The organism is Streptomyces sp. NPDC058308 (genome assembly GCF_042880275.1).
GTDB lineage: Bacteria > Actinomycetota > Actinomycetes > Streptomycetales > Streptomycetaceae > Streptomyces.
In genome coordinates, this window is record NZ_JBHVZA010000001.1 from 420,229 (window position 1) to 447,168 (window position 26,940).

23 protein-coding genes are annotated in these 26,940 nt (G+C 70.8%); 11 read left to right on the forward strand and 12 right to left on the reverse strand.

Annotation, left to right across the window (positions count from 1 at the left end):
- Positions 1–138: 138 nt before the first annotated feature.
- On the forward strand, positions 139–1,473 hold the full coding sequence (locus tag ACFVYL_RS01540) for a hypothetical protein (RefSeq protein WP_389712249.1): 1,335 nt from the start codon (positions 139–141) through the stop codon (positions 1,471–1,473).
- A 16-nt stretch (positions 1,474–1,489) separates the two neighbouring features.
- Here ACFVYL_RS01540 and ACFVYL_RS01545 read toward each other — a convergent pair whose 3' ends face one another.
- The 3 genes from ACFVYL_RS01545 to ACFVYL_RS01555 form a co-directional block, all read right to left on the reverse strand.
- Positions 1,490–2,410 carry a class I SAM-dependent methyltransferase gene (locus ACFVYL_RS01545; RefSeq protein WP_389712250.1) on the reverse strand — a complete coding sequence of 307 codons (921 nt, stop codon included), beginning with the start codon at positions 2,408–2,410 and terminating at the stop codon, positions 1,490–1,492.
- A 109-nt stretch (positions 2,411–2,519) separates the two neighbouring features.
- Positions 2,520–3,260 (reverse strand): class I SAM-dependent methyltransferase, encoded by a 741-nt coding sequence (locus ACFVYL_RS01550; protein ID WP_389712251.1) that lies wholly within the window; start codon positions 3,258–3,260, stop codon positions 2,520–2,522.
- A gap of 6 nt (positions 3,261–3,266) precedes the next feature.
- Positions 3,267–3,572, reverse strand: a complete 306-nt coding sequence (locus ACFVYL_RS01555; RefSeq protein WP_389712252.1) for a 4a-hydroxytetrahydrobiopterin dehydratase — start codon at positions 3,570–3,572, stop codon at positions 3,267–3,269.
- A 93-nt stretch (positions 3,573–3,665) separates the two neighbouring features.
- Here ACFVYL_RS01555 and ACFVYL_RS01560 point away from each other — a divergent pair, with 93 nt between their 5' ends.
- Positions 3,666–4,514, forward strand: a complete 849-nt coding sequence (locus ACFVYL_RS01560; RefSeq protein WP_389712253.1) for a helix-turn-helix domain-containing protein — start codon at positions 3,666–3,668, stop codon at positions 4,512–4,514.
- Between the two features lie 32 nt (positions 4,515–4,546).
- On the opposite strand, the gene ACFVYL_RS01565 is transcribed toward ACFVYL_RS01560, so the two are convergent.
- A complete protein-coding gene (locus ACFVYL_RS01565; RefSeq protein ID WP_389712254.1) occupies positions 4,547–4,969 on the reverse strand; it encodes a hypothetical protein in 423 nt (140 codons plus the stop codon).
- A gap of 224 nt (positions 4,970–5,193) precedes the next feature.
- On the opposite strand from ACFVYL_RS01565, the gene ACFVYL_RS01570 reads away from it, so the two are divergent.
- Genes ACFVYL_RS01570 through narI form a run of 4 tightly spaced genes read left to right on the forward strand, consistent with a single transcriptional unit; the run spans position 5,194 to position 11,826 of the window.
- The gene (locus tag ACFVYL_RS01570) at positions 5,194–8,874 is read left to right on the forward strand and encodes a nitrate reductase subunit alpha (protein ID WP_389712255.1); all 3,681 of its coding nucleotides are present in this window, start codon (positions 5,194–5,196) and stop codon (positions 8,872–8,874) included.
- Positions 8,874–10,529, forward strand: coding sequence for a nitrate reductase subunit beta (narH, locus tag ACFVYL_RS01575; protein ID WP_389712256.1), 1,656 nt, complete (start codon positions 8,874–8,876; stop codon positions 10,527–10,529). Before ACFVYL_RS01570 ends, narH begins: the two co-directional genes overlap by 1 nt.
- Positions 10,526–11,104, forward strand: coding sequence for a nitrate reductase molybdenum cofactor assembly chaperone (gene narJ / locus ACFVYL_RS01580; protein WP_389712257.1), 579 nt, complete (start codon positions 10,526–10,528; stop codon positions 11,102–11,104). Before narH ends, narJ begins: the two co-directional genes overlap by 4 nt.
- Positions 11,101–11,826 (forward strand): respiratory nitrate reductase subunit gamma, encoded by a 726-nt coding sequence (gene narI, locus ACFVYL_RS01585; protein WP_389712258.1) that lies wholly within the window; start codon positions 11,101–11,103, stop codon positions 11,824–11,826. Before narJ ends, narI begins: the two co-directional genes overlap by 4 nt.
- 21 nt (positions 11,827–11,847) lie before the next feature.
- On the opposite strand, the gene dnaK is transcribed toward narI, so the two are convergent.
- The gene (dnaK, locus tag ACFVYL_RS01590; RefSeq protein ID WP_389712259.1) at positions 11,848–13,707 is read right to left on the reverse strand and encodes a molecular chaperone DnaK; all 1,860 of its coding nucleotides are present in this window, start codon (positions 13,705–13,707) and stop codon (positions 11,848–11,850) included.
- 149 nt (positions 13,708–13,856) lie between these two features.
- Complete coding sequence (locus ACFVYL_RS01595; protein ID WP_389712260.1) at positions 13,857–14,282, reverse strand: OsmC family protein; 426 nt, start codon at positions 14,280–14,282, stop codon at positions 13,857–13,859.
- Between the two features lie 298 nt (positions 14,283–14,580).
- Here ACFVYL_RS01595 and ACFVYL_RS01600 point away from each other — a divergent pair, with 298 nt between their 5' ends.
- Both ACFVYL_RS01600 and ACFVYL_RS01605 read left to right on the forward strand, forming a co-directional pair.
- Positions 14,581–15,069, forward strand: coding sequence for a hypothetical protein (locus ACFVYL_RS01600; RefSeq protein WP_389712261.1), 489 nt, complete (start codon positions 14,581–14,583; stop codon positions 15,067–15,069).
- 49 nt (positions 15,070–15,118) lie between these two features.
- Positions 15,119–16,375 (forward strand): hypothetical protein, encoded by a 1,257-nt coding sequence (locus ACFVYL_RS01605; RefSeq protein ID WP_389712262.1) that lies wholly within the window; start codon positions 15,119–15,121, stop codon positions 16,373–16,375.
- An 86-nt stretch (positions 16,376–16,461) separates the two neighbouring features.
- On the opposite strand, the gene ACFVYL_RS01610 is transcribed toward ACFVYL_RS01605, so the two are convergent.
- Positions 16,462–17,262: an SAM-dependent methyltransferase gene (locus tag ACFVYL_RS01610; RefSeq protein WP_389712263.1), complete on the reverse strand. Its 801-nt coding sequence runs from the start codon at positions 17,260–17,262 to the stop codon at positions 16,462–16,464.
- Positions 17,263–17,612: 350 nt separating this feature from the next.
- On the opposite strand from ACFVYL_RS01610, the gene ACFVYL_RS01615 reads away from it, so the two are divergent.
- Positions 17,613–18,857: a serine hydrolase domain-containing protein gene (locus tag ACFVYL_RS01615; protein ID WP_389712446.1), complete on the forward strand. Its 1,245-nt coding sequence runs from the start codon at positions 17,613–17,615 to the stop codon at positions 18,855–18,857.
- A 65-nt stretch (positions 18,858–18,922) separates the two neighbouring features.
- Here ACFVYL_RS01615 and ACFVYL_RS01620 read toward each other — a convergent pair whose 3' ends face one another.
- On the reverse strand, positions 18,923–19,234 hold the full coding sequence (locus ACFVYL_RS01620; protein WP_389712264.1) for a hypothetical protein: 312 nt from the start codon (positions 19,232–19,234) through the stop codon (positions 18,923–18,925).
- A gap of 95 nt (positions 19,235–19,329) precedes the next feature.
- A complete protein-coding gene (locus ACFVYL_RS01625; protein WP_389712265.1) occupies positions 19,330–19,929 on the reverse strand; it encodes a DUF4389 domain-containing protein in 600 nt (199 codons plus the stop codon).
- A 206-nt stretch (positions 19,930–20,135) separates the two neighbouring features.
- Between ACFVYL_RS01625 and ACFVYL_RS01630 the strand changes: the two genes are divergently transcribed.
- Together ACFVYL_RS01630 and ACFVYL_RS01635 are read left to right on the forward strand one after the other, a co-directional pair.
- Positions 20,136–20,705 carry a TetR/AcrR family transcriptional regulator gene (locus ACFVYL_RS01630; protein ID WP_389712266.1) on the forward strand — a complete coding sequence of 190 codons (570 nt, stop codon included), beginning with the start codon at positions 20,136–20,138 and terminating at the stop codon, positions 20,703–20,705.
- 276 nt (positions 20,706–20,981) lie between these two features.
- Complete coding sequence (locus tag ACFVYL_RS01635; protein ID WP_389712267.1) at positions 20,982–22,613, forward strand: DUF6345 domain-containing protein; 1,632 nt, start codon at positions 20,982–20,984, stop codon at positions 22,611–22,613.
- Positions 22,614–22,621: 8 nt separating this feature from the next.
- Here ACFVYL_RS01635 and ACFVYL_RS01640 read toward each other — a convergent pair whose 3' ends face one another.
- From ACFVYL_RS01640 to ACFVYL_RS01650, 3 genes are all read right to left on the reverse strand, one after another.
- Positions 22,622–24,040 (reverse strand): amino acid permease, encoded by a 1,419-nt coding sequence (locus ACFVYL_RS01640; protein ID WP_389712268.1) that lies wholly within the window; start codon positions 24,038–24,040, stop codon positions 22,622–22,624.
- A gap of 84 nt (positions 24,041–24,124) precedes the next feature.
- Complete coding sequence (locus ACFVYL_RS01645) at positions 24,125–26,275, reverse strand: phage holin family protein (RefSeq protein WP_389712269.1); 2,151 nt, start codon at positions 26,273–26,275, stop codon at positions 24,125–24,127.
- A gap of 180 nt (positions 26,276–26,455) precedes the next feature.
- Positions 26,456–26,890 carry a hypothetical protein gene (locus ACFVYL_RS01650; protein ID WP_389712270.1) on the reverse strand — a complete coding sequence of 145 codons (435 nt, stop codon included), beginning with the start codon at positions 26,888–26,890 and terminating at the stop codon, positions 26,456–26,458.
- Between the last annotated feature and the right edge of the window lie 50 nt (positions 26,891–26,940).

A 26,940-nucleotide genomic window follows, 5' to 3' on the forward strand; every position in this document is an offset into this window, starting at 1 on the left:
CGCTCGCCCCTCGGCCCCACCCGGGACGGCCCCCGCGAGCCCGCGCCCGGCGGACGCACACAGCGGGCCGTCACCGCTCTCCCGGGACTGCTCCTGGCACTCGGCCTCGGCCTCTGGGGCATTCGCCGCGGCGGCACGATGTGGCGGGACGAAGTGGTGACGTACGACGTCTCGCGGCGCGGGTTCTCGGATCTCTGGCACACGCTGGGCACCGCGGACGCGGTGCACGGGCTCTACTACCTCCTGATGCACGGCCTGTTCCGGATCACGGGCGACGCCGACCCGCTGCTCGTCATGCGGATCCCCTCCGTCCTCGCCATGAGCGCGGCCGCCGCCGGTGTGGCGCTGCTCGGCAGACGGCTCGCGGGACCGCGTGCCGGGCTGTTCGCCGGGGTCGCGTTCGCGATGTTCCCGCTGATCCAGCGCTTCGCACAGGAGGGCCGTTCGTACGCCGTGGTCTGCGCGCTGACCGTATGGGCGACGTCCGCCCTGGTGGACGCCGTCGCCGCCGAGGAGTCCCGCGCGCGACACCTGTGGTGGCGGTACGCCGCGCTGATGCTCATCGCCGGCCTGTTGCACGAGTTCGCGGTGTTCGCGCTCGCCGGGCATGCCCTCGCGGTTCCCCGCGCAGCACGTCGGCAGTGGGGCGCGGCCGCCGGTGCGGCGGTGGTGGGGCTCGTACCGCTCGCCGTACTGAGCCGGCGCCAGCAAGCACAGGTGGACTGGCTCTCTTTCGACCCCCGTCAGTACGCGGCGACCCTCGGTGTGTGCTTGGCCGGGGCGGGTTGTGCCGTGCTCCTCAGGAGGTGGGGGGCCCGGGGGACGGGGCCGGTCGGGCTCGTCCGGGTGGCGTTACCGCTGCTGATCGTCCCCGTCTGCCTGCTGATGTCCCTCGCGCCGGTCAAGCCACTCTTCGTGGACCGCTACGTCCTGTACATCTGGGCCGGTCTCGCCCTGCTCGTCGGAGCCGTGGTGGACTGGTCACTGCGCGGTGGCCCCGGACGCGCCGCCCTCACTGCGGCGGCCGTCCTTGCCGCCCTCGCCACGCTGGCTCCCCTCTCCGTACACCTGCGGACGCCCGAGAGCCGCATCGACGACGCCACCGGCGCCGCCCACGCCGTCCAGGCCGCCGGGCGGGCCGGGGATGCGGTGGTGTACATGCCGTCGCGCCGGAGAGTGTGGGCCCTGTCGTCACCCGACGCCGTCGAGGGACTGCGTGACATCGCGCTGGACCGCAGTCCGGTCGCCTCGCACACCCTGTACGGCACGGAGGTACCGGCGGACGTCATCCGCGACCGCATGAGCGTGGAGGCGCGCATCGTCCTCGTCACCGATCCGTCCGGCAGGACGTCCGACGCGATCGACCAGGAGACGGTGAAGCGCCGTGTCATCGAGGGGCGCTTCACACGGTGCCGGTCGTGGCACGCGCGCGGGGCACGCGTCACCTTGTACGCGCGCCCCGGTGGCTGCTGATGCGCGCGCTCAGGCCTCAGCCCTGCCCCCCGCCCTTCACCGCCACATGCACCGTCTGTGCCGTCAGCAGGAACAGGTCGGGGCGGTGGTGCAGGCTCTGGGGGTCCGTTTCGTCCAGGAGGCGGTCGATGGCCGTGAGGTCGTCGGGGGCGAACCGGTCGGCGTGCATCTCGCGGCGGCGGGTGAACTCCGTGACCACGTGGGCCCGGGCGTCGTCGGAGAGCGGGGCCGGAAGGTCGAGGAGGAAGGTGCGGGTGGCCTCGTGCCGCAGGCCCGCGTCGGCGAGGAGGACGGGCCAGTCCTCAGTCGCGTCCTTCGCGCCGTCGAGGCCCGCCCGCATCCCGGCGAACCACTCCTCGTCGGCCGCCTCCAGGCGGGCGAGGAGCCCCGGGCGGCCGAAGCCGATGTCACGGGGCAGGTAGCGGGCGCCGAGTCCGCCCTCCAGGAGGGCGATGGCGCCGCCCGGCGCGAGGCGGTCGGCGAGGGCCGACAGCGCGGCTCCCTGGTCGCCCACGTGGTGCAGGGACTTGCACAGCCAGAACAGGTCGGCCGCCGGCACGCCGTCGATGTCGTCGGGGAGCGCCGCACGGACCGTGTCGAAGCGGTCCGCAAGACCCTCCCGCTCCGCTCGCTCGCGGGCCCGCTCCAGGAGGGGCTCCTCGGGGTCCGCCGCGACGATCCGCGCCTCGGGGAAGGCGTCGGCAAGCAGGAAGGAGAGGGCGCCGGGGCCGGAGCCGACGTCGACGACGACATCCGGAGCGGGGGCCCAGCGCTTCAGCCAGTCGGTCGTCTCGCCGTACAGGGGCGCGGCGATCCGTGCGTAGCGCTCCAGCATGGCGCCCATGGTGGCCCAGTCCATGTCCCCGTCGTGCCCGTGCCCGTGCCCGTGGCCGTGGCTCTGTCCGTGCCCCTGTCCGTGCCCGTGGTGATGTCCCATCGTCCTGTGCCGCCTTCCGGTCGAGCCGTCCTGGTCCGTCGTCGGATCCAGACTGCTCCCCGTTCCCGGTTTCCGACCAACGGTATTGCCGGTACCGCAAAAAATTCGTTCAGCGGCGCTTCCGGTAGGCGCGCAGGCTGAACTGCGGGTCGGGGCGCGGCAGGTCCTGGTCGGGCAGGCCCGCGAGCCCGGCCGCGAACCGTGCGGCCAGCGGCCCGTCGGGCGGGATCTGGGTGAACCAGCCGCGCCGCAGGTCCTCGATCGTGGAGCGCGGCGACCGGCCCTGACCGTGGCCGCGGAAGCGGGCCCGGCCGGCCGGCGCGAGGGCGTGCTCGGCGGCGTACGCGTCGACCGCATCGGCCCGGTCGACGGCGGGCGGCACCGGGCGCGGCGCGAGGACGGCGTCGATGTCGCTGCGCACGTCGTGTGAGACGGCCTTGTCCACGGTGGTGACGTAGACCCCGCCGGGCCGCAGCACCCGCGCGCACTCGGCGACGACCGAAGAGGTCTCCTCGGGCCCGGACAGCAGATGCAGCAGCCACACGGTGCTCACCGCGTCGAAGGACCCGTCGGGAAAGGGGAGTTGACGGCTGTCGCCGAGGACGACGGCGCCCGGTACCCGGCCCCCCGCCATCCGGGCCATGCGGTAGGCGGCGTCGACGCCGGTCACCCGCAGGCCCGGCCGCGCGGCGAGGCACCGGGTGACCAGGCCGGTTCCGCAGGCGACGTCGAGGAGCGTGCCGGCGTCGGGGGGTATCAGGCCGAGGACCGCGGCAGCGGCGGCAGCAGCGCGGGGCTCACCGCCGCGCGAGGCGTCGTACCGGTCGGCTTCCTTGCTGTAGTCCAGCATCGGCCGTCATTCCGCCCCGTGGGCGGCGGCCAACTTCTCCACCCTGCGCGCCAGTTCGAGGTCGAGGTCGGTGAGCGCGCCGCCCGCGCTGTGCGTGTGCACGGCGAGCGCGACGGTGTTGTAGCCGAGCGTCAGGTCGGAGTGGTGGTTGAGCTCTTCCTGCGTCTGCGCGATGTGGACGACCAGGCCGGTCGCGGCGAAGTGCGAACCGAGCCGGTAGGAGCGGGTGATCCTGTCGCCCTCCAGGGACCAGCCGGGCAGCTCGGCGAGGCGGTCCTCGATCTCCTTCTGCGAGAGCGGTTCGGGGCTCATGGGCAACGCTCCTTCCGGGAGGGCCGCCTGCGCGCCGGAGGCAGGCGGTCTGCGGCTCACCTTGCCACAAACCGTTTCGATTACCGTCTACGTATGACAACCGCCGCGCCCGCCAAGGGGAACGCCAGAGGCAAGGCCAAGGGGACCACTTACGAGCACGCCTCCGGAGCGGGGCCGCTGCTGCGGGACTGGCGCGAGCGGCGCCGGGTGAGCCAGCTGGAGCTGGCCCTGCGCGCGGATTCCTCCGCCCGGCACATCAGCTTCGTCGAGACGGGCCGGTCGCGGCCGAGCGAGGAGTTCCTGCTGCGTCTCGCCGACCACCTGGATGTGCCGGTGCGGGACCGCAACTCGCTTCTCCTCGCCGCCGGTTACGCGCCGCGGTTCCGGGAGACCCCGCTGGACGACCCTTCCATGGGCACCCTGCGCGAGGGCCTTGAACAGCTCCTGGCGGGCTACGAGCCGTATCCGGCCCTGGTCGTCGACGCGACGTACGGCGTGGTCGCGGCGAACCGCGGCATCGCGATGATGCTCGACGGCGTCCCCGGGCACCTCCTGGCGTCCCCGAACGCGATGCGGCTGACCCTCCATCCGGAGGGCCTCGCGCCCAGGATCCGCAATCTGCGGGAGTGGCGGGGGCACCTGCTGCACCAGATGGAACGGCAGATCGCCCTGCAGCGCTCGGACGCGCTGCGGGCGGTGTACGAGGAGGTGGCCGCGTATCCGGTGGCGGATCCCGGCGTGGACGCCTTCGAGGCGGGGGCGGACGTGCCCTATTTCGCGCTGCCCCTGCGGATCGATCACGACGGGCACGTGCTGTCCTTCATCTCGTCGATCTCGACGTTCAATACGCCGATGGACGTGACGGTCGCCGAGCTGGCCATCGAGACGCTGCTCCCGGCCGACCCGGCGACGGTCAAGTACCTGCAGACGCAGATGTCCTAGGCCGTATCCGCTCCTGGGCCGTATCCGCGCAGTCAGCCCCTGAGCGCCCGCAGCGCCCCGTACTGCAGCGCGGCGAAGCCGCCCACGACCGCGGCCTGGAGCGGGATCCACACCGTTCCTGCCGTGCCGGGCGAGAGCCAGACGGCGAGCGCGACCATGCTGAGCACCGCCCAGGCGGCGTTCGCCTCGACGACCGCCCGCACGGCGAGCGGCGACGGCCTGCCACGGGCGGCGAGGAGGCCGACGCCCACCCCGTACAGGGTGAGGAAGACGCCGATGCCGAGCAGCAGCGTGGAGTCGACGCCGAGGAAATCGCCGAGGGGCCCCGACGCGGCGGCGTACGCGATGCCGTTGCCGGCGGTCACGACCGCGTCCAGACCGAGGAAGCGGCGCAGCATCGTCATCGGGTCGGTGGTGCGGGCCAGAGCGGTGAGCGGGTACGTGGACGTGGCCATGGCGGGATACCTCCGTATGAGGGAGCGGCTTCGGGTCGACGGATCCGGTCCGGAGTGCGCCGGACCGGATCCGTTGACTTCACTCTGCCGGGCGCCCGTGACCTGGTCGATTACGTCACGGGTAATGCCGCACGCCCCTCGGCAACCCGTACGGCGGCGGCAGACAGGTGCCCCGTGGCCCGCGCGCCTAGGTTCGGTGGGAGGCACACCTAGGGAGCTGCACGGTGACAGAGACGACCGAGCCCGCCGCCGCCCTGCTGCGGGCGGGGAAGTTCTTCCGGCGCGGCACGGCCGCCCCCGACCTGCACAGCGTCCGGCTGACCGGCGGCCGGGACGCGGACGCTTTCTACCGGGACCGCTGGAGCCACGACAAGGTCGTGCACTCCACGCACGGCGTGAACTGCACCGGCTCCTGCCGCTGGAAGGTGTACGTCAAGGACGGCATCATCACGTGGGAGACGCAGGCGACGGACTACCCGAGCGTCGGCCCCGACCGCCCCGAGTACGAGCCGCGCGGCTGCCCGCGGGGCGCCGCCTTCTCCTGGTACACGTACTCCCCCACGCGCGTCCGCTACCCGTATCTGCGCGGCGTCCTGGTGGACATGTACCGGGAGGCGAAGGCGCGCCTGAAGGACCCGGTGCTCGCCTGGGCGGACATCCAGGCTGATCCGGAGCGCCGCCGCCGGTACCAACAGGCGCGCGGCAAGGGCGGGTTGGTGCGGGCGACCTGGGACGAGGCCGTCGAGATCATCGCGGCCGCGCACGTCCACACGATCAGGACGCACGGCCCCGACCGGGTCGCGGGCTTCTCCCCCATTCCCGCGATGTCGATGGTGTCGCACGCGGCGGGCGCCCGGTTCATGTCACTGATCGGCGCGCCCATGCTCTCCTTCTACGACTGGTACGCGGACCTGCCGGTCGCCTCGCCGCAGGTGTTCGGCGACCAGACCGACGTGCCGGAGTCGGGTGACTGGTGGGACGCGGCGTATCTGATGATGTGGGGCTCGAACGTCCCGGTGACGCGGACGCCGGACGCGCACTGGATGGCCGAGGCCCGCTACCGCGGCCAGAAGGTCGTGGTCGTCGCGCCCGACTACGCCGACAACGCCAAGTTCGCCGACGAGTGGCTGCATCCGCACCCCGGCACGGACGGGGCGCTGGCCATCGCGATGGGCCACGTGATCCTGAAGGAGTTCTTCGTCGACCGGCAGACGGAGTTCTTCACCGACTACGTGCGGAAGTTCACCGATCTGCCCTTCCTGGTGACGCTGACCGAGCGGGACGGCGCGTACGTGCCCTCGAAGTTCCTGCGCGCCACGGACCTCGGTCAGGACGGTGAGGGCGGCGACTGGAAGACGGCGGTCCTCGACCAGAAGACCGGGCGGCCCGCCGTGCCGAACGGCTCGCTGGGCTTTCGCTGGACCGACTCCGGCAAGGGCAAGTGGAATCTGGAGCTCGGCGACATCGAGCCGCAGCTCACCCTGCACGGCTCCGATGTCGCGACGGGCGTCGAGGTACTGCTCCCGCGCTTCGACACCGAGGGCGGCACGCACGGCCAGGGCCGCGGTGAGATCGTCCGCCGCGGGGTGCCGGCCACCCGGCTCGGCGGCCAGGACGGGCCGCTGGTCACCACGGTCTTCGACCTGCTGCTCGCGCAGTACGGTGTGGGGCGCGAGGGGCTTCCGGGCGAGTGGCCCGCTTCGTACGAGGACGCCGACGCGCCCGGCACCCCGGCCTGGCAGGAGGCGCACACCTCGGTCCCGGCCGCGAAGGCGGTGAAGATCGCGCGGGAGTTCGCGCGGACCGCCGAGAAGTCGCGCGGGCGCTGCATGATCCTCATGGGGGCCGGGACGAACCACTGGTTCCACTCCGAGACGATCTACCGGGCCTTCCTCGCGCTGCTGCAGCTCACCGGCTGTCAGGGCCGCAACGGCGGCGGCTGGGCGCACTACGTGGGCCAGGAGAAGTGCCGCCCGGCGACCGGCTGGGCGACGCTCGCGAGTGCCAACGACTGGAGCAGGCCGCCGCGGCAGATGATCGGCGCGGCGTACTGGTTCCTCAACACCGACCAGTGGCGCTACGACAGGTTCGCCGCGGACGTGCTCTCCTCGCCGCTGGGTGAGGGCCGCTTCGCCGGGATGACGGGCGCCGACTGTCTCGCGCTGTCCGCGCGCACCGGCTGGATGCCGTCGTACCCGACCTTCGACCGCAACCCCCTCGACCTGGGCGAGGCGGACGACCCGGTGGCGGGCGTCCTCGACGAGCTCAAGGCGGGCACCCTGGGCTTCGCGTGCGAGGACCCGGACGCCCCCGAGAACTGGCCGCGTGTGCTGACCCTGTGGCGCGCCAACCTCCTCGGCTCGTCCGCGAAGGGCGCCGAGTACTTCACCAAGCACCTGCTCGGCACGCACTCCTCGCTGCGCGCCGAGGAAGCGTCGCGAGGCGAGCGCCCCTCGACGGTGACCTGGCGCGACGAGGCGCCGCAGGGCAAGCTCGACCTGCTCGTCTCCCTCGACTTCCGCCAGACGTCGTCGACGCTGCTCTCGGACGTCGTACTCCCCGCGGCCACGTGGTACGAGAAGCACGACCTGTCGACCACCGACATGCACCCCTACGTGCACTCCTTCACCCCGGCCGTCGACCCGCCCTGGCAGGCCCGCACCGACTTCGACACGTTCCGCGCCATCGCCGACCGGCTCAGCGAGCTGGCCGTGGACCACCTGGGCGTGCGCAAGGACGTCGTCGCCACCGCGCTGCAGCACGACACCCCCGGCGAGACCGCGCAGCCCGGCGGGGTGGTCCTGGACTGGCGCAAGGGCGAGTGCGAGCCGGTGCCGGGGAAGACGATGCCGAACCTGACGGTCGTGGAGCGCGACTACACCGCGATCGGCGCCAAGTTCACCGCGCTCGGACCGCTCGTGGAGCAGCTCGGGCTGCCGGTGAAGGGCATCACGGTCAACCCGGACCAGGAGGTCGAGGAGCTGCGCGAGCGCAACGGCGTCGTGCGCGGCGGCCCCGCGGACGGCCGCCCCGCCCTGGACACCGCGGTGAAGGCCGCCAACACCATCCTCGCCCTGTCCGGCACGACGAACGGCCGCCTCGCCACCCAGGGCTTCCACACCCTGGAGGCGCGCACCGGCCAGGAGATGGCGCACCTGGCCGCCGAGCACGAGGGCAAGCGCATCACGTACGCCGACACGCAGGCCGCGCCCGTCCCGGTGATCACCTCGCCGGAGTGGAGCGGCAGCGAGTCCGGCGGCCGCCGGTACACGGCGTTCACGCTCAACACCGAGCATCTCAAGCCCTGGCACACCCTCACCGGCCGCCAGCACTTCTTCATCGACCACGACTGGATGCACGAACTGGGCGAGGCGATGCCCGTCTACCGGCCGCCGCTGGACATGAACCGGCTCTTCGGAGAGCCGCGGCTCGGCCCGGACGGCGAGAAGGAGGTGACGGTCCGCTATCTCACGCCGCACAACAAGTGGTCGATCCACTCCGAGTACCAGGACAACCTCTTCATGCTGTCCCTCTCGCGCGGCGGCCAGTGCATCTGGATGGCGCCGCAGGACGCGGACGCGATCGGCGTGAAGGACAACGACTGGATCGAGGCGGTCAACAGGAACGGCGTGGTGGTGGCCCGCGCGATCGTCTCGCACCGGATGCCCGCGGGGACGGTCTACATGCACCACGCGCAGGAGCGCACGGTGAACGTCCCCAAGGCGGAGAGCACCGGCAGGCGCGGCGGCATCCACAACTCGCTGACCCGCCTGATCCTCAAGCCGTCCCATCTCATCGGCGGATACGCGCAGTTGTCGTGGGCGTTCAACTATCTCGGACCGACGGGCAACCAGCGCGACGAGGTGACGGTCATCCGCCGCCGCAGCCAGGAGGTGCAGTACTGATGCCCCGAGGCGAAGCCACCGGCCGACGCGTCATGGCCCAGATCGCGATGGTCATGAACCTCGACAAGTGCATCGGGTGCCACACGTGCTCGGTCACCTGCAAGCAGGCGTGGACCAACCGCGACGGCATGGAGTACGTCTGGTTCAACAACGTCGAGACCCGCCCCGGGCAGGGTTACCCGCGCCGCTACGAGGACCAGGAGAAGTGGCGCGGCGGCTGGGAGCTGAACAAGCGCGGCGCCCTGAAGCTGAAGAACGGCGGCCGCATCAAGTCGCTCCTTGAGATCTTCTCCAACCCCAAGCTCCCGGAGATCAAGGACTACTACGAGCCCTGGACGTACGAGTACAGGAACCTCACCGACGCCCCGCTCGGCGACGACTACCCGGTGGCCGAACCCCGCTCCCTGATCTCCGGCAAGCCCATGAAGATCGAGTGGTCGTCGAACTGGGACGACAACCTCGGCGGCGCCACCGAACACGGCGACCTGGACCCGATGGTCGCCAAGACCCGCCAACAGGCCGCCGACAAAGTCAAGTTCGCCTTCGAGCAGACCTTCATGTTCTATCTGCCGCGCATCTGCGAGCACTGCCTCAACCCGGCGTGCGTGGCGTCCTGCCCGTCCGGCGCGATGTACAAGCGCTCCGAGGACGGCATCGTCCTCGTCGACCAGGACCACTGCCGCGGCTGGCGCAAGTGCGTGACCGGCTGCCCGTACAAGAAGGTCTACTTCAACCACCGCACCGGCAAGGCCGAGAAGTGCACGATGTGTTACCCGCGCGTCGAGGTGGGCCTGCCCACCGTCTGCTCGGAGACCTGCGTGGGGCGCCTGCGCTACCTCGGGGTGATCCTCTACGACCCCGACAAGGTGACGGAGGCCGCCTCCGAGCCCGACGAACACAAGCTGTACCAGGCACAGTTGGGCGTCTTCCTCGACCCGGACGACCCCGAGGTGCGCCGCGACGCGGAGCGGTCAGGGATCTCCCACGACTGGATCGAGGCGGCCCGCCGCTCCCCCGTGCACGCACTGATCAGCACGTACAAGGTGGCGCTCCCGCTGCACCCGGAGTACCGCACCATGCCGATGGTCTGGTACATCCCGCCGCTCTCCCCGGTGGTGGACGCTCTGACCGAGACCGGCCACGACGGCGAGGACCTGGGCAATCTGTTCGGCGCGATCGACACGCTGCGCATCCCCCTCGAATACCTCGCGGAGATCTTCACGGCCGGTGACGTCGGGCCCGTGCGCTCCTCCCTGGAGAAGCTGGCGGCGATGCGCGCGCACATGCGGGCCATCAACCTCGGTGACCGGCCGGACAGTTCGACGGCTCAGGCGGTGGGGATGTCGGGGCCCGAGATCGAGGAGATGTACCGGCTGCTCGCCATCGCGAAGTACGAGGACCGGTACGTCATCCCGACCGCGGCCGTCGCGGACGCGCAGCGCCTGGAGGAGTCGGCGCTCCCGGACTCCTGCAGCCTCGACTACGAGGGCGGGCCCGGCATGGGCGACGACGGGCCGTTCGGGCAGGACTCCGGCCGCAGGCAGCTGCCGCTGGTCACCATCGAGAACTTCCACACGCTGCGGGCCCGGCAGACCGCCGACGAGGAGCCCAGCGCGGTCGAGAAGGCCCACGCGCCCAAGGAGGACGAGACGTGACCCGGCACGCCCTGCTCTACCAGGCCGCCGCGCTCTGCCTGGCCTACCCCGACGACGAGTTCCACGAGCGGCTCCCCCTGCTCACGGCGGCCGCGCCCCCGGAGCTCGGCGGCTTCCTGGAGTACGCCACGACGGCCGGGCCCCGCGAACTCGCCGCGCACTACGTGCGGGTCTTCGACTTCAAGAACCGGCACAGCCTGTACCTGAGCTGGTGGCGGGACGGCGACACCCGGCGGCGCGGCATGGCCCTGGTGCGCTTCAAGGAGGTCTACCGCGAGCACGGCATGGAGTTCACCGGCGAAGAGCTGCCGGACTTCCTGCCCGCCGTCCTGGAGTTCTCCGCACAGGCGCGCCCGGTGCTCCTCACCGAGCACCGCAGCGGCCTGGAACTGCTGCGGATCGCGCTCGCCGACTGCGGCACGCCGTACGCGGCGGTCGTCGAGGCGGTCTGCGCGACACTGCCCGGCCCCTCGCCCAAGGACCGCGCCGAGGCGCTGGCCCTAGCCCGCTCCGGTCCGCCGCGCGAGGACGTCGGACTGCAGCCCTTCGCACTCATCGGGGAGCGACCCTCATGAAAACGCTGCTGTGGGGCGTGCTCCCCTACGTCGCCTTCGTCCTGCTCGTCGCGGGCATCATCTGGCGCTACCGCTACGACAAGTTCGGCTGGACCACCCGTTCCTCCCAGGTCTACGAGTCCAAGGTCCTGAACATCGCGTCGCCGATGTTCCACTACGGCATCCTCTTCGTGCTCGTCGGCCACCTGATGGGCCTGTTCGTGCCGGAGTCGTGGACGGACAAGGTCGGCCTCACCGAGAGCGCGTACCACAAGCTGTCGCTGTGGGGCGGCACCGCGGCGGGCGCGCTCGCCGTCCTCGGCATCCTGATGCTGCTCTACCGCCGGCGCACGAACGCGCCGGTGTTCCGCGCGACCACCGCCAACGACAAGGTGATGTACGTCGTGCTGCTCGCGGCGATCGTGATGGGCATGTGGGCCAAGCTCACCAACTCCGGCCTGGCGGAGGGGTACAACTACCGCGAGTCCATCGCCCCCTGGTCCCGCAGCCTGTTCACCCTCCAGCCGGACGTGGACCGCATGGTGGGCGTCCCGCTCACCTTCCAGATCCACGCGGTCATCGGCATGCTGCTCTTCGCGCTGCTGCCCTTCACCCGGCTCATCCACATGTTCAGCGCGCCGGTGCAGTACCTCTTCCGGCCGTACGTGGTCTACCGCACCCGGGACCCCAAGCGGGTAGGGGCGCGGCCCGACCGGCGGGGCTGGGAGCGGACGGGTTCCTGAACCCGCCCGCCCCCGTGCCACCTACGTATTACCGCCCTTGTTCCGGTCCTCCTCGTCCACGATCTCGGCGTCCACCACACCGTCCTCGGGGGCGGCCTCGGTGGGTGTCTGCTCCTGGGCGCCCCCGTCGGAGGCCGCGTACATCGCCTGACCCATCTTCTGGCTCACCGCGGCGAGCTTCTCCGCGCCGGTGCGCAGGGCCGCCGTGTCGTCGGCCCGGTCCTTGAGCAGCCCCTTCAACTCGTCGGCCGCGGCCTCCACTTCGGCCTTGGTGTCGGCGGGAACCTTGTCGCCGTTGTCCCGCAGGAACCGTTCCGTCTGGTAGACGAGCTGCTCCGCCTGGTTCCTGGTCTCCGCCGCCTCGCGGCGCCTGCGGTCCTCCTCCGCGTGCTCCTCGGCCTCCCGCACCATGCGGTTGATGTCGTCCTTGGGCAGCGCGGAGCCGCCGGTCACGGTCATGCGCTGCTCACGTCCGGTGGCCTCGTCCTTGGCCGAGACGTGCATGATCCCGTTGGCGTCGATGTCGAAGGTGACCTCGATCTTGGGGACGCCGCGCGGGGCGGGCGGCAGGCCCGTCAGGTCGAAGACGCCGAGCTTCTTGTTGTACGCGGCGATCTCCCGCTCGCCCTGGAAGACCTGGATGCCGACGGAGGGCTGGTTGTCCTCGGCGGTGGAAAAGGTCTCCGAACGGCGGGTGGGGATCGTGGTGTTGCGTTCGATGAGCTTGGTCATGATGCCGCCCTTGGTCTCGATGCCCAGGGACAGCGGGGTCACGTCGAGCAGGAGGACGTCCTTGACGTCACCGCGGATCACCCCGGCCTGCAGGGCGGCGCCGAGCGCCACCACCTCGTCGGGGTTGACCCCCTTGTGCGGGTCCTTGCCGGTGAGCTCCCTGACCAGATCCGTCACCGCGGGCATCCGCGTGGAGCCGCCCACCAGGATCACGTGGTCCACCGCGGACAGTTTGACGCCCGCGTCCTTGACCGCCTGGTGGAAGGGCTCCTTGCAGCGGTCCAGCAGGTCGGAGGTGAGCTCCTGGAACTGAGCGCGGGTCAGTTTCTCGGCCAGGTGCAGGGGGCCCTCCGCCGAGGCGGTGATGTAGGGCAGGTTGATGTCGGTCTCGCTCGACGAGGAGAGCTCGATCTTCGCCTTCTCGGCCGCTTCGCGCAGGCGCTGGAGCGCCATCTTGTCCTTGCCGAGGTCCACGCCGTGCCCGTTCTTGAACTGGCGCACCAGGTATTCGACGATCCGCTGGTCCCAGTCGTCGCCGCCGAGCTGCGTGTCGCCGTTGGTGGCCTTCACCTCGATGACGCCCTCGCCCATCTCCAGGAGCGAGACGTCGAAGGTGCCGCCGCCGAGGTCGAAGACGAGGACGGTCTCGTCGGCGCCCCTGTCGAGGCCGTACGCGAGGGCCGCCGCCGTCGGCTCGTTGATGATGCGCAGGACGTTCAGGCCGGCGATCTCACCGGCCTCCTTGGTGGCCTGGCGCTGGGTGTCGTCGAAGTACGCGGGGACGGTGACCACCGCGTCGGTGACGTCCTCGCCGAGGTAGGACTCGGCGTCGCGCTTGAGTTTCTGCAGGACGCGCGCGGACAGCTCCTGCGCGGTGTAGCGGGTGCCGTCCACGGAGCCGCTCTCCGGGAAGCGCCAGACGCCGTCGCCCATATGGCGTTTGACGGAGCGAGCGGTGCGCTCCACGTTGGTGACCGCCTGTCGCTTGGCGACCTCGCCCACCAGGACGTCGCCGTTCTTCGCGAAGGCGACGACCGAGGGCGTGGTGCGCGCGCCCTCCGCGTTGGCGACGACGGTGGGCTCACCGCCCTCCAGTACGGCCACCACTGAGTTCGTCGTGCCGAGATCGATCCCGACCGCACGTGCCATGGTTCAGTCCCTTCCGCCGCGAGCTCACGTCCCCCGTCTCCAGGTCTACTCCGTTCTCCATCACAAAACTTGAGCGGGTTCTTGTCAATGCCGCGTATGACAAAGCCGCCACCCCGGCGGGGGTGACGGCGTCGTCAACCTGCGTGCGCTCAGGCCAGCTTGGCCGAAAGCGTGATGGTCGTGCCCGCCAGGGCCTGGCTCACCGGGCAGCCGCCCTTCGCCTTCTCGGCCGCCTCGACGAAGGCGGCCTCGTCGATACCGGGCACGGTGCCCTCGACGGTGAGGTGGATGCCGGTGATGCCGGTACCCGGCTGCAGGGTCACGTCGGCGTTGGTGACCAGGCGGGTGGGCGGGTTGCCCGCGCCGGTCAGCGTGTGCGACAGCGCCATGGCGAAGCAGCTGGAGTGCGCGGCGGCGATGAGCTCCTCCGGGCTGGTCTTGCCGTTCGCCTCCTCGGCGCGCGACGGCCAGGACACCGCCTGCTCCCCGATGCCGGAGGAGTCGAAGGTGACGTTGCCCGAGCCCTCTGCCAGAGAGCCTTCCCAGACCGTGTGCGCGGAGCGCGTGGTTGCCACGATGCAGTTCCCTTCAGTGCGGTTGTGTGATCGGAGGTCCCGTCTCCGCCATCCGATCACACTCCGGGCGGAATCGGGGCACCAGTGGATCGTCGACCGGCCACGGCGTCGCCGGTACCGCGCGGCGCACGGCGATCTGCACAAACGTTACAGCTGGCACCGAAACGGATTTTCCGGATGGATCGATCGCGAGAGGGGTATGCAGGCAGAGGCCCGGAAGAACTCGGAGGGGTCCACGGGGAATTCCACGGGGAATCGGGGGCCCCGGCATCCCGGTGCAGGATGCGAAAGGGAGCTCATGTCTTTCAAGAACATCTTCGGCGGCGGCGAAAGCGGTGCCAAGTCCGCCGAAGAGTCCGCCCAGAAGGTCCATGAAAACATTCCGGGAGTTCACCCCGAAGAGGACGGCGTCGATCCGGAACTCTACGACGGAATTCCCGGGACCACGCGCGATCCGAAGATCGTGCGCGAGACGTCACCCGAGGCGCTCGGCATCATGAGCACCTTCCTCACGCCCCTGTTCCAGAACACGCGGACGGCGGCTGCCAAGCAGCAGGAGGCCAGCGAAGATCCCGCCTCGACGTCCGGCATGGCGTCGGCGACCAGGGACGAGGCGTTCAAGAAGGTGAAAGCGGAGATCAGGGAAGAGGACCGGCCGAAGATCAGCAAGGAGAGCGGTCCCAGAATCAGCGAAGAAGAGCGGGAAGCACTGCGGGAAGAGAACAGCAAATCGGCCGCCAACATCAAAAGGACGGACGACGGGACCACACAAAAAGAAGAGAAGTAGCCACCGTCATTTCGTCCGGTTCCGCCCTGCGAGGAGGCTGACGCAGCTGATGCTGGGCATCACCGCCTCGGTGAGCGGCTCGTTGACCACCGCCTTCAAGACGTCGTCCACGCTGAGCGGGGAAGTCGGCAGCCGGGTGGACGTCCTGGCGACGCAGCGACGCCAAGTGCGCAGGTTCGACTACGAATTCCCCGTCTCCTTCGGCGGATGGGTCGCGCTCTCCTACCCCGAGCCGGTGGAGGTCAAGGAGACCCGTCCGAACGGGCCACAGGCCCAGGAGCCCACGTACTCCGAGGTGCTCGCGTGGAAGCTCGGCGAGACCGGTACGGCCGCGGAGGCCTTCGACCTGACCGGCGAGGGCAAGCCCTTCCAGCAGAGAGGTGAGGCCGAGGTCGTCTCCACCCTCGCCGGGGTGCACGAGGTCTTCGAACTCGAAGGATTGCACCACGAGTTCAAGAATCACCCTCTCCACAAGGGCGGGAGCGAGGGGCAGCAGAGCACGAAGAGGGAGCCCGACGTGCTCGCCACCGGGCTGGGCACGGCCGACGGCCTCGCACTGGACCCGGCAGGGCAGAGGGCGTACGTCACCGACCGGTACAACGGCGGCAGGCTGTACAAGCTGGATCTCGCCGCCGACGGCGCCGAGGAATGGGTCCTGGAGAATCTGGGCGAAGTCAACGACGTGGCCCTGGACCTGCCGGGAAACAAGGCCTACGTCACCGACTACAGCGGAAGGCGCCTGTTCACGGTGGACCTGTCCGACCGTTCCGCCCCGCCGGTCGAGGTCGCCCATGGCATGTACGCGTACGGCCTCGCACTGGACCCGGCGGGCCACAAGGCCTACGTCAGCGACGTCGAGAACGGAAAGCTGATCGAGCTCGACCTGACCAGCACGCCGGCGCGGCGGCAACGCACCTGGGGCGTGCCGAGGGCCGCGGGTGTGGCGCTGGCCGCAGGCATGGCGTACATCGGCGAGTACGACCGCGGCGCGCTCTACGAGGTCGACCTGACGGCCGACGCCGGCACCGCTCCGCGACAGGTGGCCACCGGCCTCGGCAACAGCGTCCGCGTGGCGCTGGACGGCGCGGACCACGCGTACGTGTGCGACTCGGGCGGCGGCAGGGTGCACGAAGTCGTCGTGGCCGACGGCGAGACCAAGGGCCGTCACCGTGTGGTGGCCGAATCGCTCGGCACGGTCTGCGGCATCGCGCCGGCCCCCGGCGACGGCTGTCTGTACGTCAGCAACCGGCAGGGGAAACTGCTGCGTCTCACCGGCGTGCTGCCCGGCGCCCCGGGGACGCCGTAGGGCGGGCAGGGCATCGGGCGAAGGGGCATCGGGCGGGAAGGCCACAGTTGCTCTCCTCCCGCCCACCGCCCGGCACCTGCCCGTCGTCAGCGCTTGCGGGCCACCGCCCCGTACATGGCGATCGCCCGGTCGTCGACACCGTCCTGCAAGGGGCCGGGCCGCCACGTGTGGACCTGGGTGACGCCCGGGTCGACCAGATCCATCCCGTCGAAGAAGGACGTGGCGGTCGGCAGGTCACGCAGCACCATGGGCATGCCCTGCTGCGCGTACTCCTCGGCCACCCGGCCGACCTCCTCGGGCGCGAAGTCGGCGGTGCCGATCGTCAGCGCGAGGAAGCTGCCCGGTGGGAGCGGTTCGAGCAGCCGCTGGACCAGGCTCTGGTCGTCCGGCGGCAGGATGAAGTGCAGAATCCCGATGACCATCAGACCGACCGGCTCGTCCAGATCGATCAGCGCGCGGAACTCGGGGCTGTCCAGGATGGCGTCAGGATCGTGCATGTCGGCGTCGACATAGGCGGTCGCCCCCTCGGGGGAGCTCTGCAGAAGGGCGCGGGCGTGGGCCAGCACGATGGGGTCGTTGTCGACGTAGACCACGCGGGACTCCGGAGCCACGCCCTGCACCACCTCGTGCAGGTTGGGGGCGGTGGGCAGCCCGGTGCCGATGTCGAGGAACTGCCGGACGCCCTGCTCCTGGGCGAGGTATCGCCCGGCGCGGTGCATGAACCGCCTGTTCTCCAGCATGTGCACGGGCAGCGCGGGCCAGTGGCTGCACATGGCGTCGCCCGCCTCGATGTCGACGAGGTAGTGGTCCTTGCCTCCCAGGATGTAGTCGTACACCCGGGCCGAATGCGCAGTCGACGTATCGATCCGGCTCTCCGCGCTGTGCATGGGCAACTCCGCTCCTCGCCACCGACATTGAACTGCAGACGCTACGCCGTACGGGCCGGGTGCCGGCAGCCGGGAGGGGGCTTGGCACCACCCCCGGACCGGGGGAAAGGTTCCCGGTGGTCCGGGTCCTGGCACGATCCCCGCGCGCTCCCGTGCGGACAAGGATGGGAGATGTCGTCAACGGCCGCCGACCACCGGCACGCGACCGGCTCCGGCCTTACGTGACCTGTGCACTTCGAGGGAGAGCGATCATGTCCGCATCCATATCCGAGTCCATATCCGAGCCCGTATCCGCGTCTACGTCCGTACCCGCATCGGCACGCCGCCGGTTTCTGCGCGGCGCGCTGACACTGGCATTGGCGACAGGTCTGGGCGGAACACTCCTCGCCTGTTCCGGGACGTCCTCGGCGGCGACGACCGCCTCCGCGCGGGATGCGTCAACGGCGCGGGCCGGCAAGCAGTTGGCCGGACTCGCGCAGACGGCGGCCGACCAGGGCTCCCTGGGCGTGATCGTCCGGGTCGACCGGGGCAGGGGAAAGCCGGTCACGACGGCCCGGCAGGCGTCCTGGACCAAGGCGGACCACCGCCTAGGGGTGGACGACAAGTTCCGGGTGGGGTCCAACACCAAGACGGTCACCGCCACCCTCGTCCTGCAACTGGTCGCCCAGCACAGGATCGACCTCGCCGACCCGGTGGAGAAGTGGCTCCCGGGCGTGGTCAGGGGAGGCGAGGACATCACCGTGAAGATGCTCCTCAACCACACCAGCGGCCTGGACGATTACCTGCTGACACCCGCGTTCCTGCCGTCCCTGACCGGGCAGGAGCAGCGCGCGTGGCGGCCCGGCGAGCTGCTGGCGATCACTCCCCCGCAGAGCCCGCCGTCGGCCCCCGGCAAGAAGCACTTCTACAGCAACGCCAACTACACGGCTCTCGGAATGATCCTTGAGAAGGCCACCGGGAGCAGCCTTGACGACCTGATCGAGCAGCGGATCACCGGCCCGTTGAGAATGCGGGACACCTTCCTGTCCAAGGACGCCGACTGGGGCCGCGGCAGGCACGTGACCGGCTACGAACCCGACGCCGCACGCCTCAAGCGCATCCTCGCCCCGGCCGTCGAACTGCCCGACGGCGTCGGGTTCGCGGGCCCCGAGCGTCCGCAGGAGAACATCAACACCGCCCGAATCGACCCGAGCTGGTCCTGGGCGGCGGGCGGCATGGTCTCCACCGCGCGGGACTGGCAGCGTTTCCAGAAGGCGCTGATGTCCGGCAAGCTCCTGCCGAAGGCGCAGTTGAAGCAGATGCGGACGACGGTTCCCGACCCCGAGGAGGGCGGCGGCTACGGCCTGGGACTGATGAAGGTGACGACGTCCTGCGGCACCGTCTGGGGCCACACCGGCGGCCTGCCCGGCTACTCCAGCGAGTTCTACACGGACGCTCGGGGCCGTCGCAGCGTCGCGGTCCTGACGAGCACCAACTTCGGCATCAAGGAACCGAAGGCCGCGGCCGCCAACGACAAGCTGGTCGATGCCGCCGTCTGCACCATGCTGGACAAGCCTCACGCTCCCGCGACGGAGCCGACTTCCCCGACGCGGTGAGCCCCCCGGGGTGAAAGCGGGCCGCGCGGGGCGGAGCGTGGTCCCCGCCGAGGTGAGTAATCGGATCACGTCACCACGCCTGGAGGTGGCCGCTGGCCTGTCTCCGCGTAATTCAAGAGCTGCGCCCACGACATTTCAGCGGGCGAGGCCTTCGGCGTTGCCTCTCGTGCCGTTCTGATGACTTCCATGGCCTCAGCAAGGTGACCCGCCTGTTGCGCGGATACCACTTTCGCGCGCAAGTTGACGGGAACGTTCTCCAACGCATGCTGCCGCATCTGCGCGGGCGTGTTGGGCATAGTGCCCCACAAAATCAGGCAATATTCTATTTCCCTGCGGAGTGCCTTGATGTCTCTCGGTGGTCCGCCGAACAGGCCCATCAGATTCCCCTCTCGTCTGTGCCGCAACTGCGGCCGTCACCCCGCCGAAACGGCGGGGTGGAGAAGCTCCTGCCGGAGCCCGGCGGGCCGCTGGGTCAGCCGGCCTGCAGGCTGAAGGGCGGGTAGCTGTCGGTGAGCAGACCGACGTAGGCCTGTACACGGAGGTTGTAGCGGTAGACGCCCACGACGAAGTCGCGGATGCCCAGGGGGTATTCGCCGGTGATGAGCACGGCGAAGAAGCCCACGGTCACAGCGGCCATCGCTGCCACGCTCAGCAGGAACAGCACCAGGTAGTGCGGGACGGCGAGCAGCCATTTGACCAGGGGCTGCCACCGTGACATCCGCTCGGGGTAGGCGAACGTGACGAGGGTGTGCGGGTCAAGACCGTCATCGCCTGAGCTGGACCGGAAGTCGAAGGGCGGGTAGTCCGCGCGCAGGAACAGCGCGTAACTCGCGGCCCGCCATTCGTAGCGGAAGGTCATGGCGATCGCGTCGAAGAGTGGACGCGGGATGCGGCGGGTGAACAGCACGGTGAAGAAGGCGATGAAGGTCAGCACCCCGCGCAACAGGCTGAGCACGTAGGCGATCAGCAGTTGCGGGACGGCGAGGAGCCACTGCACGAGCGGCCGCCAGCGGGCGATGCGACGTGTGCCCTTGAGGTCGAGTTGGGCGGGGTAGAGAGTGGCCAGCGTCATGGTGCCCTCCTTGGACGGCACTGCACGGATGAGCGCGGCGGCTGCGTACCGCCGCATGCGTGACCCGCAGGCGACCTGCCACCCGGAACGGGCCCTTCGCTCTGCGCTGCTCGGACACCATGATCGAACCCTTACAACGTAAGCTTGCTCTGCAAGTCGTACGCTTACACCGTAAGCATGTCAAGGCATAGGGCCGGAGGACGCCGATGAGCCGCCCGGAGCCTGCCGCCCGGCCACCGCTGACCAGGGACCGGGTGCTGCGGACAGCCGTCGCCCTCGCCGACGCGAGCGGGATCGGTTCGCTCACCATGCGCAAGCTCGGTGTGGAACTCGGAGTCGAGGCCATGTCGTTGTACCGCCACGTGGCGAACAAGGTGGACCTGCTCGACGGCATGATCGACAGCGTTTTCGCTGAGATCGACCTGCCGGTCGACGAGGCGGACTGGCGGACGGCCATGCGCCGCCGGGCCATCTCGGCCCGCACGGTCATGTCGCGCCACCCCTGGGCGACGGGCCTCATGGAGTCGCGGGCCACCCCCGGCCCCGCGACCTCGCGCCACCACGAAGGCGTGATCGGAACGCTCCGGCAGGCAGGCTTCTCGACCGAGTCGACCGCCCACGTGGTGTCCGTCCTGGACAGCTACATCTACGGGTTCTCGCTTCAGGAAACGACCTCGGAACACCTCCTGCAGCCGCACTACGACCGCGACAGCGAATTCCTGTTCGGGCTCGATCTGATCCTCGACGGCCTCGAACGGGCCCGCCACGGAACCTGATCCCGCCTGAGCGCCGGGTTCGGGGTCGCCGGGTGAAAACGGGCCGCGCGGGGCGGAGCGTGGTCCGGGTGGTGTTCGAGCGGGGTGCGCAGGTGCGCGTCGGGCGATACGAACACGTTGTGTGCGCCGCCGCGCCACAGGGGCCGTTGAGGTGCGGGAACGGCCCCGTTGCAGGGGGCCTATGGCCGGAATGACAACTGTGCAAGGACCGTCCACGGTGACACTTTGAGGCCCCCTCGCGCACGGAACGAGGAGATCCTCTCAGGGGGTATGGCCATGCGCATCAACTACTCGGACCGCGGCCCCTCTCCACTCGAACCGGAGAAGCCCGGAGCCGCCGGTGACCGGGACTCGACCTTCGGCTGGTGGGGTGCCTTCAGCATCCAGAAGTTCGTCAACCAGGCGACGCTCTCCCACACGCACGAGGACGCCACCGGCTGGCTGGCGTACCTCCAGCAGTTCTACGACCGCAACTTCTGGTTCGCCGACGGCGGCGCGCAGGTGTGGGCGTACGAGGAGACGTACGACAACTGGCAGGACCGCTACGGCATGGACGCCGTCTGTGCCGTCTACCACTCGGGCCACGGCGGCATGGACGGCAACGGTGTCTTCTTCGCGCCGCTCGGCGCCGCCTGGGACGGCCGCAGCGACGCCGTCTCCAACCGGATGGCGCTCGGCAACGAGAAGGCGAACTACGTCTTCTGGTCGACCTGCGACTCACTGAAGGTCACCGGCGGCCACTCCCCGATCCGCACCTGGGCCGGACCCAACATCGGCTTCCGGATGATCTTCGGGTTCGAGACCACCTCCATCGACAGCGGCGACTACGGAAGGAAGTTCTGGGAGAAGTGGCGGGCCGGGCAGACGTACTGCGACGCGTGGCTCAACGCCAGCTGGGACATCTACCACGGCCAGGCACCCTCGGTGTGCGCCGTCGGCTCGACTCAGGCGGAGGCCACCAACCGCCTCAACACCGAACGCAACTTCTACCGCGACCACGTGCCGGACAACTGGTACGCGTGGCGCTGGTACTACGCACGCCAGGGCGTGCGGGAGCTGCTCACCCGGCTGCCCGGCCGGCAGCAGATCGTCCAGCTGGCGCCCCGTGACCCGGGCGACGAGCTCAGCAGGCTCGGGCAGCTGGCCGACATCCCGTCGGCGGCGCTGCAGGAGGTCCAGGTCGAGCGGCTCGGCGTGCTCAGCGCGACCTCCGGCGACCGCGTCATCTCCACCGGGCCGCAGGGCAACCGCTGGATCAGGCTCGCCGAGCCCAACCACCGCAACACCCAGCAGCTGTCCACCGACCGCGCGATCGAGACGGCGCGCGGCGTCGCCGAGCGCTACGCCGAGGGCGCCGAGCTGGTCGTCGACAGCGTGCACGACCTGATGCAGAACTCCGGCACGAAGGACGGCTCGGAGATCGGGCGCCCGGTCTCGCTGCAGACCCACGTGACGTTCCGGCAGGTCTTCGACGGCATCCCCGTCATCACGCCGGGCCGCGGCCTCATCCGCATCGGCCTCGACAACGACGGCACCCCCGTCCAGGCGCAGATCGCCACCCGCCAGGCCACCGGCGTCACCCGCGAGCCGAGCACCGAGGTCTCGCCGCCGCCGTCCAAGGGCGGCAAGGCCACGGCGGCGCCGCTGGAGCGCGACCCGCGCAAGGCTCTCGACGGGGCACAGCGCAAGCTGCTCGCCCACCTCGCCGCGGAGACCGCCGACGCGGCGGCGCCGGGCGCGGCGGCACAGCGTCCGCCCCAGGTCTCGGACGTCCCCGGCACGTTCGAGGTCGGCTACGAGATGGAGGACAACGAGGCCTACCCGGCGGCCCGCAAGCTGATCGAGATCGGCACGCAGGGCAGCATGTTCAAGACCCGTCGCTGGGTCGTCGCACCGCTCGCCCGGTAGTCAGAACGTCAGGAACCGGATCGGCCGTTGACGGTGGCGGCCCGCTGCTTGCGGGCCGCCATCCACGCGTAGACGAGCACGCCCACGAAGAGGAAGAGCACGCCCTGGTAGACGGCCGCGTACCCGGAACCCGCGACCAGCCACATCGAGAACGCGAACGCGACGCCCGCGAGGACCGCGTCCCGCACCAGGCGCCCGCGGGCGACGCGCTCGCGCTGCCCGGAGACGAGGAAGTAGATCTGCGCGGCGGTGGCCAGGAGGTACGGCACGGTGGCGGTGAACGTGGTGATCAGGACCAGCGACTCGAAAACCCCGCTGGAGCCCGCCGTGTAGTTGTAGACAGTCAGCAGTGAGGCGAGGACGACGGTGACGAGGACGCCGACGGTCGGCACGCCGCGCTTCTTCTTGCCGAACGCGCTCGGGAAGAGCCCGTCCTGGGCGGCCGCGTACGGCGTCTGGGCGCTGAGCAGCGTCCAGCCGTTGAGCGCGCCGACCATCGAGATCAGCGCGGCGACGGCGACGGCGGTGCCGCCCCAGGAGCCGCCGAACATCACGTCGACGGCGTCCGAGAAGGGCGCGGTGGAGGTCACCAGCTTGTCGTGCGCGACGGTCCCGAAGACGGCGAGCGTGCCGAGCAGGTAGACGAGGGCGGCGCCGAGGGTGCCGAAGATGGTGGCGCGCCCGACGTTGCGCCGCGGGTCGCGCACCTCGCCCGCGCTGACGGCGGCGGACTCGACGCCCAGGTACGAGAAGAGCAGGATCGCGGCGGCCGCCGAGACGGCCCCCGTCGGGCTGTCGTCGCTCGCCCGGAACGGCCCGAGGTTGGCGCTGTCGAAGAAGAACAGTCCGCCGACCGCGACGAGCAGCAGCGGCAGGAACTTCAGTACGGTGGCGACCAGTTGGACGGCGCCGACGTACCGCGTGCCGGCGAAGTTCGCGAGCGCGGGCAGGAGTTGCAGGACCAGGGCGGCCAGGCAGGCGGTCCACTTGTGGTCGCCGACCGGCATGAGGACGTCGAGATAGCCGACGGCGGCGACGGCCAGGGCCGCGTTGGAGACCCAGGTGGTGATCCAGTACGACCAGGCGGCAAGGAACCCCGCGAAGTCGCCGAAGGCGGCGCGGGCGTAGACGTACGGGCCGCCGGTGCGCGGATCACGCTCCGCGAGCCGTCCGAAGACGAGCGCGAGGGCGATGGCGCCGGCGGTCAGGACGGCGAACGCGACGAGGCTGATGGTGCCGAACGGGGCGACCGAGGCGGGCAGCAGGAAGATGCCGCCGCCGATGATGTTCCCCGTGACGAGGCACATGGCGATCGGGAGCCCGAAGCGCCGGGCGTGCCTGCTCTGCGTTTCGGGGTCGCAGGACTGCGCCGATCCTCCCTGGCCGGGGGCCGGAGCCGACGGTGCCACGGTTCCGGTGTCGTGCATGGGGTGGTGCGCCTCTCGTCGTGCCCTGGCGCCCGGGATCGCCGGGCGGAAGCCATGGTCGGGCACGGCGGGCGCCGCTCCAAATCAGTGTGTTTTGTCCTGCGCGGCGCGGCCGGGGGCCGCAAAAGCTGTGCTGTCCGGGGCATCGAACAAGGAATCGTTCACGGGGACGGTCAGGGGGGTCTCCGGCACCCGGTCCTCCCCCAGCCAGCGGCGCAGGACGCCGTGCAGCTGCTCGGCGCCCACCAACTCCGTCCCGTCCGCCACCGGGTCGCCCAGCACGAGCGGCGAGAGCAGGAAGGGCAGGCCCTGCGCCCCGCCGAGCCCGCCGTGCGAGCCGATCTGCTCCTCGAAGGCGAGCACCTCGCCCTCGTCCGGGTCGTACCAGGAGTTGACCATGATGTCGGCGACGTGCGGGAAGCCGTCGGTGCGCCGCACGGCGTCCGCGGCGCCGGGTCCGAAGTCGGTGAGCGGCCCGAGGCCGGCCGGGCCCGGGTCCTCGTCCAGATACACCTCGGCGCCCCGCGCCCCCAGCACCAGCGGGCCCCGCTCCGCGCTGCGTACGAGGAGGAAGCCGACCCCCGGATGGTTGGCGAGGGTGGCGAGCAGCGCCGGATGGCGGCGGTCGATCTCCTCGCGCGTCATGCGGTGCGGCACGTCGGGGAACGAGACGAGCCCGAGGTTGCCCGAGGCGAGCACGATCGGCTCGGCGCGGCGGGCCGGACGGTGCTCGTCGGCCCCCTCCTCCACGGGCCTGCGCAGCGCGGCCCGCACCGCGGACCGGGCCTCCGCGCCGCTGTGGGTGCGCTGCGCCTTGCGCGGCACGGGCAGCCCGCAGCCGGCCCGGACCAGGTCGCCGAGGGTGAGGCCGTAACGGCCCCGGAACGTCTCGCCCGGGCTCTGCCCGTGGTCCGAGAGCACCACGATCCGGTAGGCGCGCGGCGCGTGCTCGGCCACCTGGTCGAGCAGCGCGAGCGAGCGGTCCAGGCGCCGCAGCACCTTCTCGACGTCCTTGCCGGTCGGCCCGGAATGGTGTGCCACCTCGTCGTACGCGACGAGGTCGGCGTAGACCGCGCTGCGACCGGCGAGCATGTCGCCGATGACGGCGGCGACCACGACGTCGCGCTCGACGACGGTCGCGAAGGCGCGGATGAACGGGTACAGGCCGCCGCGGCCTATCCGCGGGCGGCGCCGCTGGAACCGGGCGCGGGTGGACTCGCCGATCTCCCGGAAGACCTCGGCGACGAAGGAGAGGGCGGTACGGACGGCGTTGGCGGGGTCGGAGAAGTACGCGAAGTACCCGGCGCGCGACCGGTTCTCCCTGCCCCGGCGGGCCGCCATCGACAGGACGAGGGCGAGCTGCTCGGCGCCGCCGCTGAAGAGGTTGCCGCGGCTGGCGCCGTCGACGGCGAGGAGGCCGCCGTCGCCGGTGCGCCGGACGGCCCGCCGCTGCAGCTCCGCGGCGGAGGCGGGCCGGTTGCTGACCATGACCTCGCCGGTGTCCTTCTCGTACCAGCGGAACGCGGGCACGTCGTGGTTGGAGCCGTGCAGGATGCCGAGCTGGCTGGCGCCGGTCTGACTGGACCAGTCGGTGCGCCAGGGGGTGAGCCGGTGCGTGGGAGGCCCCGCCCCTTCCCCCTCCCCCAGCCAGCGGGCGACGGTGGGCATGAGTCCCTTGCCGACGGCGCAGGTGAGCACGTCGTGCCCGACGCCGTCGAGCTGGATGAACACGGTGCCGGGGGTCATGGGCCCCGGGGTGCCGTCGGGCCCCCGGCGACGGCGGCGGTCGGCGAGCCGGTACAGCCGTCGGCGGTAGGCGTCGTCGTCCCGTACGGCGAGGGCGCCGCCGGTGGCCGACGCGACGGCGGACATCACGGCGGCGACGACGACGGCGGTCTCGGCCCCCGCCTCACCGCGCCCCTCGGGGATGAGGCTCAGGGCGAGCAGGAGCAGCGACCCGTTGAGGAAGAAGGCGAGCAGGCCGAGCACGAGTGCGGGCACGAGCAGCAGCGCCCGCACGAGCAGCGGCCACACCAGCACGGAGAGCAGGCCGAAGGCGCCGGCGCCGAGGGCGGCGGTGATCGCGATCCGGGTGGCGCTGTCGCCGTTGTCCGACTGGAGCTTGAAGTCCGGCAGGATGCCGGCGAGCACGAGCATCGTCAGCGTGCTGACGGCCCACACGGCGACCACGCGCCCCAGCGCGCTGCCCACTCTCCGCCATCGCCCTTGCCCCACGCCTCGCCCTTTCACTTTTCCCCCCGAACCGGACACCAGCGTGTCACAACCCGCGACGCGCCCCCACTTCCCTGATCATGCCCCGCGTCCCGGCGGACCAGCGAGGCACTTTTGGGGGGCTGAGGTGCGGAGTTCGAGCGGGTGGGCGGGGAGGAGCCGCGGCGGAGCGGCAAAAAGACGTCAGCGCCCGTCGTAGCCCGCGGTCGGCATGGACAGCCGCCGGTGCACCCGCGCCTTCATCTGCGAGTCGTACGCCGGCTCGGCGAGCCCCGCCGTCTCGACCCGCACCCCGCGCCGCACGCACTCGGCGGTGAACTCGTCGGCGGACCGCAGCGCCCGCTCCAGGACCCTGCGGCTGGGCACCACGAAGAGGTCCACGAGGCCCGCCTCGACGTCGCCCCACAGCATCGCGTGGTCGGCGCGCAGCCCTCGTACGACGAACTCCCGGGTGATCACGTATCCCTGCGCGGCCGCCCACCGCGCGCACATCGCGTGCTGGCTGCGCGAGTCGACCAGGAAGGGGTCGGCGTCGAGCTCCTCCAGGGGCGTCAGGCTGGCGATCGCCGCGGCGCGCACGACAGCGGTGCCGGCCCCGGCGCCCACGACCTCTCCCATGGAGTCTCCCCTCACCCTCGCCGTAGGCCGCCGACCCTACTCCTGGCCGT